A 12,176-nucleotide genomic window follows, 5' to 3' on the forward strand; every position below is an offset into this window, starting at 1 on the left:
AAGCGGGGTACAGCCGAGGCGCAACCACCGGCTAGCCTGCGGCTGCGGGCTCCTCTTCCAGGACCTTCACGGGCGCGAGCCGGACGATGACGGCCTTCGACGCCGGGGTCTGGCTTCCCTCCGCGACGCTCTCCAGCGGGACCAGGACATTGGCCTCGGGGTAGTACGCGGCGGCGCAGCCCTTGGCGGACGGGTAGGACACCACCCGGTAGTTGCGGAGGACGCGTGCCACGTTGTCCTTGTACACCCCGAGGATGTCAACGTGCTGCCCGTCCGCGAGGCCCAGCTCCGCAAGGTCCTCGGGGTTCACGAACACCACCTCGCGGCCCTTCTTAATGCCCCGGTAGCGGTCGTTGTTGCCGTAGATGGTGGTGTTGAACTGGTCGTGCGAGCGCATGGTCTGCAGGATCAAGGTGCCCGCGGGCCGGTCAACGTGCTCGAGTTCGTTGACGGTCAGCATGGCCTTGCCGGTTGGGGTGTGGAAGGTACGGGAGTCCCGCGGGCCGTTGGGCAGCACGAAGCCGCCCTTTTGCCTGATCTTGCGGTTGTAGTCCTCGCAGCCGACCACCACGCGGGAGATGTGCTCCCGGATCAGGTCGTAATCCTTTTCGAACCCGGCCCAGTCCGCGGACGTCCGGTCCCCCACTGTGGCGGCGGCAAGGCGGCTCACAATGGCAACCTCGGAGAGCAGCCCGGGGGCCACCGGTTCCACGGTGCCGTGGGAGGCATGGACGGCGGAGACGGTGTCCTCCACCGAGACGAACTGCGGCCCGGAGGCCTGCCGGTCGATCTCCGTCCGGCCCAGGGTGGGGAGGATGAGCGCCTCCGCTCCGGTCACGGCGTGGGAGTGGTTGAGCTTGGTGGAGATCTGGACCGACAGATCGGTGTTCTCCATGGCCGCTTCCGCGGCAGCGGTGTCTGACATGGCGCCCACGAAGTTGCCGCCAAGCCCCACGAAAACCTTGACGCCGCCGTCGCGCATTCCACGGACGGTCTGGACCGCATCCAGGCCGTGGTCCCGCGGCGGTGCGAAATCGAACTCCTGGCCCAAAGCATCCAGGAAGGCCGGCGGCATCTGCTCCCAGATCCCCATGGTCCGGTCGCCTTGGACGTTGCTGTGGCCGCGGATGGGCGAGGCGCCGGCCCCTGGCTTGCCGATGTTGCCGCGCAGCAGGAGCAGGTTGATGATCTCCTTAATGGTGGCCACACCCTTTTTCTGCTGGGTGATGCCCATGGCCCAGGTGATGATCACCTTGTCCGCGGCAATGTAGCGGGCCGCCAGTTCGTCGATTTCCTCGGAGCGCAGGCCGGTGGCCTCCAGCACCGCGGCCTCGTCCAGGTTGGCCAGGTGCGCCCGCAGTTCGTCCAGGCCGTGGCAGTGTTCGGCAAGGAAGGTGTGGTCCAGGACCTTGCCCGGGTTGGCTGCTTCGGCGTCGAGCACGCGCTTGGACACCGCCTGGAGCAGCGCCATGTCACCGCCAATGCGGACCTGCAGGAACTGGTCGGCGAGGTCGGTGCCGTGGCCGATGATGCCCCGGACCCGTTGCGGGTTCTTGTAGCGGATGAGCCCTGCCTCGGGCAGCGGGTTGACGGCCACAATGGTGCCGCCCGCGTCCTTGGCTTCCTCCAGCGCCGTGAGCATCCGGGGGTGGTTGGTGCCGGGGTTCTGGCCCATGATGATGATCAGGTCGGCCTTGCCGTAGTCGTCGTAGGACACGGTGGCTTTGCCCACGCCGATGGTCTGTCCCATGCCCCACCCCGAGGATTCGTGGCACATGTTGGAACAGTCGGGGAGGTTGTTGGTGCCGTAGGCCCGAATGAAGAGCTGGTACAGGAAGGCGGCCTCGTTGGAGGTGCGGCCGCTGGTGTAGAACGTGGCCTGGTTGGGGTCCGGCAGGGCCTTCAGCTTGTCCGCCACAATCCGAATGGCCCGCTCCCAACTGACCGGCCGGTAGTGGTCCTCCCCTGCGGCCTTGTACACCGGCTCGGTGAGGCGGCCCTGCATGCCCAGCCAGTATTCGGACCGCTGCCTCAGATCACTGACCGGGTGATCGGCCCAGAAGTCGCTGCCGACCACCACGGGGGTTGCCTCCCAGGTGACGGCTTTGGCCCCGTTTTCGCAGAACTCAAACGTCTTGCGGTGCCCGGGATCCGGCCACGCGCAGCTCATGCAGTCGAAGCCGTCCTTCTGGTTCAACGCCAGCAGGGTCTTCCGCGACCGTTCCACGCCCATGTTCTTCAGTGCAGGCTGCATCGAGTGGTAGACGCCCGGAACTCCTGCGGCCCACGTCTTGGGGTGGCCGGTCACCTCGAGGTCGGACTCCTCTGGTTCTTCGACCTTCGGGTTTTCGCGCGCCACAACATACTCCTTGGTCGCCGGTTCCCGCAAAGGGCCGGCTGGATTGGCGGATCTGTCACTCCACAGTTGTTGACCATTCCCGTGAAGTCAAGCACCCGGGCACTGGCGTAGGCTGGGTCCCACGGCTGAAGCAAGCGGCCATTGTTTCTTTCCGTGCGGAGCCACTTTTCCATGTCCGACGAACCTGCCCTTCGCGCCCTTGCGGCCTCGTCCTTCTCCCTGGACCACCTCCGGGATGGCCAGCTGGCCGGCATGGCCGCCCTCGCCGGTGGCCGCGACGTCCTCGCCGTAATGCCCACGGGGTACGGAAAATCCGCCATCTACCAGGTCGCAGCCCTGTACCTGCACAACCTCACCGGGCGTCCCGCCGTCGTGGTTTCCCCGCTGATCGCCCTCCAGGAGGACCAGATTGCGTCACTGGTAGCGGCGCTGGGGCCTGGTGCCGCCGTCGCCGTCAACTCCTCACACAACGACGCCGAAGTCCATGCCGCGTGGAAGGCGGTGGCGGACGGCACGGCCGTGTTCGTGCTCCTGGCCCCGGAGCAGCTTGCCCGGCAGGCAACCGTGGACCGGCTCAAGGCCCTCGATGTGTCCCTCTTCGTGGTGGATGAAGCCCACTGCGTCTCTTCGTGGGGCCACGACTTCCGCCCGGACTACCTGGGCCTGGGCACTGTCCGGGAGCAACTGGGCAACCCGCCCGTGGCAGCGCTGACCGCCACCGCGTCCCCGCCGGTGCGCGATGAGATCGTGGAGCGGCTCGCCATGAAGGACCCCCTTGTCCTGGTCCACGGCTTCGACCGGCCCAACATCAGCCTGTCCGTAGTCCGGCACCACAAGGACAAGGACAAACGCAGGGCGGTGCTGGGGCAGGTGGCGGACCTGGCTCGGACGGGAAAAGGCCTCCTCTACGCCGCCACCCGGAAAGGCACCGAAGAGTACGCGGCCAGGCTGGCCTCGAAAGGGCTGCGCGCCGAGGCTTATCACGCCGGCCGCCGCGCCGCGGACCGGGAACGCATCCACGAGCTGTTCCTGCGCGACCAGCTGGATGTGGTGGTGGCCACCACCGCCTTTGGCATGGGCATCGACACGCCGAATGTCCGCTTCGTGGTCCATGCCGACATTCCGGAATCGCTCGACGTCTACTACCAGGAGATTGGCCGGGCCGGCCGGGACGGCGAGCCCGCAGCCGCCGTGTTGCATTACCGTTCGGAGGATCTGGGGCTGCGCACATTCTTCAGCACCCACTCCCCCGACCCCGCCTCGCTGCTGGCGGTCCTGAAGGTCCTCAAATCCGCCAAAGCTCCTGCGCCAAGGTCATCCTTGGCGGAACTGACGGGCTTCCCGGCACGGCGCATCACGGCGCTGGTCAACCAGCTGGAAGAGATTGGAGCCGTCAGCAGCGGGAAGCGTGGAATCCGGCTGACGTCCAAAGCGAAACCGGCCGCACTGGTCCAGGACGCGGTGGAACTCGCCGAAGCCCGGCAACGCGTGGACCAGTCCCGGCTGGACATGATGCGCGCCTACGCCGAGGCGGACGGCTGCCGGCGGCAGTTCCTGCTGGGCTACTTCGGCGAGGAACTGACCGAACCGTGCGGAAACTGCGACGCGTGCACGGCAGCCGTCCACCGGGCAGCCGCGCGCTCCGCGGGCAAGGACACGGACGACGACGGCCGCCCGGCGTGCAGCGGCGGCGGCCCTTTTCCGCCACGGTCGGCAGTGGTCCACAAGGAATGGGGCCCGGGCCTGGTGATGCGGCAGGAAGGGGACGTGATCACCGTGTTGTTCGAGCAGGAGGGGTACAAAACGTTGTCGCGGTCCGCCGTCGTGGAGCACCATCTCCTGAAGCCCGCTTAGGTAGGCTGGGGTAACCTCCGACGAAAGGCCCGCCGCGTGGAGACCCCCGCTTATGTCTGGCTCCTGACCATCGTGGTGATCGCGGGGCTGCTGGCCTTCGATTTCTTCTTCCACGTCCGGAAGGCCCACAGCCCGTCACTGAAGGAATCGGCCACCTGGTCCGCCATCTACGTGAGCATTGCGGTGGTGTTCGGGCTCGCCGTCCTGGTCTTCGGCGGCCCGGACATGGGCACCGAATACTTCGCCGGCTACGTGACGGAAAAAGCGTTGTCCGTGGACAACCTCTTCGTGTTCCTCATCATCATGTCCAGTTTCAAAGTGCCCCGCGCGGACCAGCAGAAGGTGCTGCTGGTGGGCATCATATTGTCCCTGGTCGCCCGCACGGCGTTCATCTTCCTGGGCGCTGCGCTGATCAACAGTTTCGCCTGGGTCTTCTATATCTTCGGCCTTATCCTGCTGGTCACCGCCGGCAACCTGCTCAAGCCGGACAGCCACGACGACGACTCCGACGGCCTGGTGGTGCGGCTGGCCAGGAAGTTCCTGCCGGCGTCGGAACACTACGACGGCGACAAACTCTTCACCATGGAAAACGGCAAGCGGGTGCTGACGCCCATGCTGCTGGTGATGGTGGCGATCGGCGGCACGGACATCCTGTTCGCCCTGGATTCCATTCCGGCGATCTTCGGCCTGACCCAGAACGTGTTCATCGTCTTCACGGCCACGGCGTTCTCGCTGATGGGCCTGCGCCAGCTGTTCTTCCTTATTGACGGGCTGCTGGACCGGCTGATCTTCCTCTCCTACGGGCTGGCCGCCATCCTCGGTTTTATCGGCGTGAAGCTGATCCTGCACGCGCTGCACGAGAACACCCTGCCGTTCATCAACGACGGCAAGGACGTCAACGTGGTGGAAGTCAGCACCGGCGTTTCCCTGGGCGTGATCCTGGGTGTGCTGCTGCTGACTATCCTGGCCTCCATCTTCAGCCCCAAGGGCAAGGCCAAGAACGCCGTCTCCGGGGCCAGGCGGCACGCCGTTGAGTACCTTGACCTCAACTACGAGACGGACATGGCCGAACGGGACAAGATCTTCGCCAAGATGTGCCGCGAGGAAGACCAGATCCGCAAGCTTCCGGAGAAGTACAAGCGGCTTGTCCGGCACGAAACGGAGTTCCTGGAGCTGCTGCGCAGCGCCCATGACGAGCACGACAAGGCCCAGGTCCGGGCAGCCGCGGCCGAAAGCTGACTACCGCGCGAGGGCCGCTGCGCCGCCGGCCAGCCTGGTAATCCGGCCCCAGTCCTTGGCCGTGACGGCGTCTGCCGGGGTGAGCCAACTGCCGCCCACGCAGGCCACGTTGGGCAGCTTGAGGTAGTCCGGGGCGGTGGCCAGGCTGATGCCGCCGGTGGGGCAGAACCGGACGTGCGGGATGGGCGCACCGATGGCGGCAAGGTAGGGCGGCCCGCCCGCGGGCCCGGCGGGGAAGAACTTCATCGCGTCCAGTCCGGCTTCCAGGACAGCCAGGACCTCGCCCACGGTGGCGACGCCGGGCAGCACCGGAACGTCCAGCGACAGCATGGAGGCGAGCAGCGCGGGGGTGACGCCGGGGCTGACCAGGAATTTCGCCCCGGCCTGTACTGCGGCATCGGCCTGGGCGGGCGTGAGGATGGTGCCGGCGCCGGCCAGGATGTCCGGCACCTCCTCGGCGATCAGCTTCAGTGAGGTCAGTGCGGAGTCGGTGCGGAGGGTCAGTTCAATGATCTTCACGCCGCCTGCCACCAAGGCGCGGGCCAGGGGAACTGCGTCCTGGGGGTCGTCGATGGTGACCACCGGGATGACCGGTGAAACGCTGAGGACGCCTGATGCGTCAGCCATGGTTGAGCTCATTTCCCAGGCCGTCCGGCCCGTTGGTTTCGATAATGCGGTACCAGTGCAGCAGCAGGTCCCGGAAGTCCTTGTTCCCTGCGAGGGCAGGCTCGACGACGGGGCGGAATCCCAGCAGCGCCGTCACCACGGTGCCGGCGGTGCGGTCCGCGGGGAGCGCGGCCTGGAGTTCCTGCGCCAGGGGGTCGTTCAGGTCTTGTTCCGGGTTGTTGGCCACGTGATGCATCCACGCTGCGACGGCGAGTGCAGACCACGTGGGTGCGCGGCCGGCGTCGAGCGTTCCCCTGACGGTGGTGAGCAACCGCAGCCCGATCTTCTGCGAGCCGTCGCTGCCCACCTTGGCCGTGGTGTGGCCCAGCGACGGGTTGGCGAACCGGCGGAGCACCTCGTCGCAGTACTGCTCCCCGTCCAGCCCGGCCGGGAGGGTAATGCTGGGCAGTGCCTCCTCCAGCATCATGCGCCTGCAGACGCTGCGGAACGGCTCCACGGCCACGGCATCGCTGATGGTTTCCCTGCCGGCAAGGAGGCCGAGGTAGGCCAGCATCGAATGGCTGGCGTTGAGCAGCCGCAGTTTGGCCGATTCCCAGGCGGCGACGTCGTCGCTGAACAGGGCGCCGGCGTCCTCCCACCGTGGGCGGCCCGCAGCGAAGTCGTCCTCCATGACCCATTGCTTGAACGGTTCGGCCACCACGGCGGCCTCGTCCCGTACACCGAGTTCACGTTCGACGGCGGCCAGGTCGCCGTCCGTGGTGGCGGGCACCATCCGGTCCACCATGGTGGACGGGAAGGTCACGTTGTCCCGCATCCACGCCAGCAGGGGTCCGCTTTCGGCCGGGGGCAAGGCCGCCGCAAAACCCGTGGCGAGGGTTGCCGCCAATTCCCCGTTGGCCGGCAGGTTGTCGCAGGAGAGCACCGTGACGGGTCCGGCGCCTGCCGTTGCCCGCTGCTGGAGGCCGCGGACCACCTGCCCAATGGCGGTCAGCGGCGGCCGGCCGGCGAGGTCCGCCTGGATGTCCTCGTCCGCAAGGTCCAGCGTCCGAGTTTGCGGATCGAACCGGTAGCCCTTCTCGGTGATGGTCAGGGTGACGATCTTCGTGGCCGGGGCGGCAATACGTTCCACCACCTGTTCGGGAGTGTCCCGGCCGGAGATGGCTTCGACGATGCTGGAGACCACCCGCAGCGGGGCGGCCCCTTCGCCGCGTTCGGCAACGGTGAAGAGACCGTCCTGCGGCACCAGTTGGCGGGCCACGGCATCCGAGCGCTGGGTGACGCCGATGATCCCCCACCCGTAATCGCCGGTGGACAGCATGGCATCCTCGGTGAAGACGGCGGTATGGGCGCGGGCGAAGGCGCCCAGGCCCAAGTGGACGATGCCCGGAGTGAGCTTGTCCCGCTGCAGGTCGGGCTCCCGGCCCGCGGCGGCCAGGGCGGGTGCGGTCAGGCGTTCGATGACACGGCCCCGTTCACGGAGGCCGCGGCGTGGGCCCGGGTCTGACCGAACGTGGGGACCAGACCGGTGCCGCCTTTGCCGCCCACCACCAGCGAGGAAGCGGCAGCACCGAAACACGCCGCCGCCGGGAAGTCGTCGCCGAGCACCAGGCGTGCGGTGAGGGTGCCGACGAACGCGTCGCCGGCGCCGGTCTGGTCCACCACGGCGGGGGCCGGAATTGCCGGAATCCAGGCGGATACCCCGTCGGTTTCGAGCTGGACGCCCTTCGCCCCGCAGGTGACGGCGACGTTGGCGGTTCCCAGGCCCCGGAGCGTGGCTGCCGCTTCTTCCGCGGACGAAACCCCCAGCAGCGCCCTTGTCTCGCCGGGAAAGGACGGCGTCACCAGGAACGCCTGCGGGGCGAGCTCGGTGAGTGCCGCCGTCGCGTCCTCCACGGTGGTAAGCCGGGGCCGGAAGTTGGGATCGTAGACGAAGCGCCGGGCCACGGAGGCGGCTTTGACGACGGCGGCGCGGGCCGTCGTCGAAATGGCGCAGGCGATCCCGCCCGCCACCACGGCGCCGGCTGCGGCGAAAACTGCCGGGTCGACGTCGTCCGGTCCCAGAGTGGAGCCCACGCTTCCGGTGCGGGCGTAGGAGAATTCGCGTTCGCCGTCAGGGTCGCTGTGCACCAGGTACACGCCCTGCTGGCCGCGGCGGAACTTCAGGAGTGCCGTGGAGACGCCCAGCTCGGCGACCCGGGCCGCGATGGCCTGGCCAAGATCGTCATCGGTGAGTACGGACAGCAGGCCCACGCGGGCGCCCGCTGCCGCGGCGGCTGCAGCGACGTTGAGGGCGTCTCCGGAGATGCCCAGCCGGGCTGGAACGCCGTGGCCGAAGGGCTGGTCGGTGGCGACTTCGACGAGGATCTCCCCCATCACCACTACGTCGAAGGTGTTGTGTGCTGCAGCGTTCACCAGTCGTGCACCGATCCGTCCAGGCGCCGGTTCACCGGCAAGTATTTAGGGTCGAAGGGGAAGCGGAGTGCGGCTTCCTCGTCGAACTCTACGCCCAGGCCTGGCGCGTCACCGGGATGCATGTAACCGTCCGCGAAGCTGTAGGACGTCTTGAAGACCTCGCCCGCGGGGCTGCGGTGGCCCATGTATTCCTGGATGCCGAAGTTGGGGATGGACATGTCCACGTGCAGGGCGGCGGCGAAGGAAACCGGGGACAGGTCCCCGGCGCCGTGCGATCCTGAGCGGACGCCGTACAGGTCCGCGAGCGAGAAGATCCGGCGCAGGTGCGTGATGCCGCCCGCGTGCGAGACGGAGGTGCGGATGTAGTCGATCAGGCGTTCGGTGATGAGCTGCTGGCAGTCCCAAATCGAGTTGAACACCTCCCCCACCGCAACGGGCGTGGTGGTGTGCTGGCGGATCAGCCGGAACGCGGACTGGTCCTCGGCCGGGGTCGGATCCTCGATCCAGAACGGCCGGTACTGCTCCAGTGAGGCACCCAGCCGGCCGGCCTCGATGGGGGTGAGCCGGTGGTGGACATCGTGCAGGACGTGGACGCCGTAGCCGAACTGCCCGCGGACGTGCGCCATCATCTTCGGCGCAAAGTCCAGGTACGCGGTGGTTTCCCAGGTGTCTTCCTGCGGCACATTGCCGCTGGCCGGTTCGTAGAGCTTGCCGTCCACCGGTGCGATGCCGTAGGTCTTGTCCAGGCCCGGTACAGCAGCCTGCGCGCGGATGGCTTTGTAGCCGAGGTCCAGGTGGTGTTGGAAGTCGGCGCTGAGGTCATCCAGTGTTGTGCCGCTGGCGTGGCCGTAGACCATGACGCCCTCACGGGCAGCACCGCCGAGGAGTTCGTAGACGGGCATGCCGGCGGTTTTGCCCTTGATGTCCCAGAGCGCGACGTCGATGGCGGCGATCGCGGTCATGGTCACCGGGCCGCGGCGCCAGTAGGCCCCCTTGTAGAAGTATTGCCAGGCGTCCTCTATACGGCGGGCGTCGCGGCCGATCAGCAGCGGGCAGAGGTGTTCGGAGAGGTACGACGCCACCGCCAGCTCGCGACCGTTCAGGGTGGCGTCGCCGATGCCGGTGATGCCGTCCTCGGTTTCAATTACGAGCGTGACGTAGTTCCGTCCGGGCGACGAAACCACAACCCGTGCGTCGGTGATCTTCACTGGGAGTCCTTCAAACGGTGGATGTGCAATGTGGATGGCAGTAGATGTCGTTTTGAACGCTCAGAACGGCATCTACTGCCAGTGAGTTGGGTCAGGAGAGACGGAGCATGACCTTGCTGCTGCCGGCCGCCGGATCCACGGCGGTCCGCATCGCTTCTTCGGCGTCATCGATTCCGAAGGCGTGGGTAATGATGGGCGAGACGTCCAGCCCGTGTGCCATGGCGTGCAGGGCGTCGGTGATCTCGTCCACGAAGCGGTAGGACCCGATCCAGGTGATCTCCCGGGTGACCAGGTCCCCCAGTGCCGCCGGCGCCGGAGTACCCGGCAGGTTGCCCACCTGGACGATGGTCCCGCCGCGGGCGGTGGCGCGCAGGACCCCGCCCAGAACGGCCGGGATGCCGGTAGCTTCGAAGACGAGTTCCATGTCCTCCGGCAGTGGGTTGCGGGAGACGTTGAGGACCTGGCCCGCCCCCATGGCCTGGGCAATCCGCAGGGACGCGTCACTGATGTCGGCAGCGGTCACCGTCCTGGCCCCGGCGTACTTGGCGGCCGCGGCCACGAGGGATCCGATGGGCCCGGCACCGTTGACCAGAACATCGCGGCCTTCGAGGTTGCCGGCCCGGCTGACGGCATGCATGGCGACGGCGAGTGGCTCGGCCAGGGCGCCGCGGAGGGTGTCCACGCCGTCGGGCAAGGGACGGACCTGGAATGCTTTGGCGAGCTTCCGTTCGCTGAAGCCGCCGTCCGTGTGCGGGTCGAATGCTGCGGAACCGAAGTACCGGATCTGCGGGTAGAGGTTGGTCCGGCCGCGCAGGCGTTCCGGCATGGTGCCGTCGCCCACGGGTTCGGCCGGGTGCACCGTGACGGGTTGGCCCAGCTCGAGATGGTCGACGCCGGCACCCAGCTGGGCGATCCGGCCCGCAACCTCGTGGCCCAGGACGAGCGGCGACTTCAGCGCTGCGGTCCCCGACGCTCCGTGGCGCCAGTACGACAGGTCGCTGCCGCAGATGCCGCCCCATTCGACGTCGAGCACTACTTCTCCGGGCCCGGCTACCGGTTCCGGCCGGTCATCGATGCGCAGGTCGTTGGCACCGTGGACCACGACGGCCTTCATACGGCGTCCTCCAGCCGGACCATGTCGCGGCCACGGACTTCCGGGCCGACGGCGGCGGAAACCAGGGTGATCAGCGAGTAGCCGATGAGCATCGCCGCGAGAGGCCACCAGTGTCCGGTCACGGCGGTGAGGGTGGCAGCGAGCAGCGGACCGATCGCGGTGGCCAGGATGCCGCCGATTTCCTTGGCGAGGGCAAGCTGGGTGAAGCGGGTGCGGGCTCCGAAGAATTCGGCCATGGTCACGCTTTCCATGGCGAACAGGCCCAGTACGCCGAGGTTCAGCCCGACCACCATCGCAACGGTGATCAGGGCGTTGTTGCCGCTGGTGATCATCAGCATCATCGGGATGGCGTAGACGGCGGTGAGGGCGCTGAGCACCAAGTACAGCGGGCGGCGGCCGAAGCGGTCGCCCAGGAGGCCGACCAACGGGATGGTGACGAAGCCCAGGAGCGAGCCGTACACGATCGCGTTGGTGCCCACGGTCTTGTCAGCCAGCAGGACTGTGGCCAGGTAGCCCACCAGGAAGGTCTGCACCAGTCCGGAGTTGCCGGCCTGGCCGAAGCGGAGGCCCAGTGCGATCAGGAACGCCTTGCCCTTCTTCTGGTGGAGGGCTGCTTCGATGGTGCTGGTGCCGGCGAGTTCCGGGGCCTTGGCGGCCGCGGTCTTGATCTTTTCCCGGGTCAGGGCCACGCCGTCGACCACATCGGCGCGCTCCTCAAACACGGGGCTTTCCTTGATGGAGCGGCGGATCCAGATGGCGAAGATCATGATCAGGAAGCTGGCTAGGAAGGGGATGCGCCAGCCCCAGCTGAGCAGGTCTTCCTGGGAGAGCGATGCCACCAGGATGGCCCACAGCGCCGATGCGCCCAGGGTGCCCGAGTTGGTGCCAAGGCACACCAGGGAGGAGATGATGCCGCGGCGGCGGGCGGATGCGAATTCCGCGAGCATCACCGTGGCGCCGGCGATTTCCGCGCCCGCACCAAAGCCCTGGATGAGGCGCAGCGCCACCAGCAGGATCGGGGCCCAGATGCCGATCATCGCGTAGGTGGGCAGCACGCCGATCAGGGTGGTGGAGGCGCCCATCAGGGCGATGGTGATGTAGAGGACCTTTTTGCGGCCGATCCGGTCGCCCATGCGGCCGAAGTAGACGGCACCGAACAGGCGGGCAACATATCCCACACCGTAGGTGGCCATCGCGGCGATGAGGCCGATGACCGGGCTGACGTCGGGGAAGAAGATCTTGTTGAAGACGATGGCCGCCGCCAGGGAGTACAGCTGGAAGTCCATGAACTCCATGGCGGTGCCTAGCTGTACTGCCCCGGCAGGTTGATGACACGGGGATCGATTTGACGCAATAAGAGGAC

The 12,176-nt window shown here is 67.4% G+C and carries 9 protein-coding genes; 2 read left to right on the forward strand and 7 right to left on the reverse strand.

The features are described from left to right. Window positions 1–31 precede the first annotated feature (31 nt). Entirely contained in the window at window positions 32–2,359 is a 2,328-nt protein-coding gene (locus QRN53_RS14700) for an FdhF/YdeP family oxidoreductase (RefSeq protein ID WP_285244577.1), read from the reverse strand. Window positions 2,360–2,530: 171 nt separating this feature from the next. Here QRN53_RS14700 and QRN53_RS14705 point away from each other — a divergent pair, with 171 nt between their 5' ends. Beyond that, window positions 2,531–4,213 carry a RecQ family ATP-dependent DNA helicase gene (locus tag QRN53_RS14705; RefSeq protein ID WP_285244578.1) on the forward strand — a complete coding sequence of 561 codons (1,683 nt, stop codon included), beginning with the start codon at window positions 2,531–2,533 and terminating at the stop codon, window positions 4,211–4,213. A 36-nt stretch (window positions 4,214–4,249) separates the two neighbouring features. Further along, window positions 4,250–5,452 carry a TerC family protein gene (locus QRN53_RS14710; protein WP_285244579.1) on the forward strand — a complete coding sequence of 401 codons (1,203 nt, stop codon included), beginning with the start codon at window positions 4,250–4,252 and terminating at the stop codon, window positions 5,450–5,452. Here QRN53_RS14710 and eda read toward each other — a convergent pair whose 3' ends face one another. From eda to QRN53_RS14740, 6 genes are all read right to left on the reverse strand, one after another. Then, window positions 5,453–6,079, reverse strand: a complete 627-nt coding sequence (gene eda, locus QRN53_RS14715; RefSeq protein WP_285244580.1) for a bifunctional 4-hydroxy-2-oxoglutarate aldolase/2-dehydro-3-deoxy-phosphogluconate aldolase — start codon at window positions 6,077–6,079, stop codon at window positions 5,453–5,455. Next, entirely contained in the window at window positions 6,072–7,451 is a 1,380-nt protein-coding gene (locus QRN53_RS14720; RefSeq protein ID WP_285244581.1) for a mannitol dehydrogenase family protein, read from the reverse strand. Before QRN53_RS14720 ends, eda begins: the two co-directional genes overlap by 8 nt. Before the next feature lie 74 nt (window positions 7,452–7,525). Further along, window positions 7,526–8,491: a PfkB family carbohydrate kinase gene (locus tag QRN53_RS14725; protein WP_285244582.1), complete on the reverse strand. Its 966-nt coding sequence runs from the start codon at window positions 8,489–8,491 to the stop codon at window positions 7,526–7,528. Beyond that, window positions 8,488–9,699, reverse strand: a complete 1,212-nt coding sequence (gene manD, locus QRN53_RS14730; RefSeq protein WP_285244583.1) for a D-mannonate dehydratase ManD — start codon at window positions 9,697–9,699, stop codon at window positions 8,488–8,490. Before manD ends, QRN53_RS14725 begins: the two co-directional genes overlap by 4 nt. 91 nt (window positions 9,700–9,790) lie before the next feature. After that, window positions 9,791–10,813 carry an L-idonate 5-dehydrogenase gene (locus tag QRN53_RS14735; protein WP_285244584.1) on the reverse strand — a complete coding sequence of 341 codons (1,023 nt, stop codon included), beginning with the start codon at window positions 10,811–10,813 and terminating at the stop codon, window positions 9,791–9,793. Further along, on the reverse strand, window positions 10,810–12,108 hold the full coding sequence (locus QRN53_RS14740; protein WP_285244585.1) for an MFS transporter: 1,299 nt from the start codon (window positions 12,106–12,108) through the stop codon (window positions 10,810–10,812). Before QRN53_RS14740 ends, QRN53_RS14735 begins: the two co-directional genes overlap by 4 nt. Between the last annotated feature and the right edge of the window lie 68 nt (window positions 12,109–12,176).

Source organism: Pseudarthrobacter sp. fls2-241-R2A-127, assembly GCF_030209355.1.
Lineage (GTDB): Bacteria > Actinomycetota > Actinomycetes > Actinomycetales > Micrococcaceae > Arthrobacter.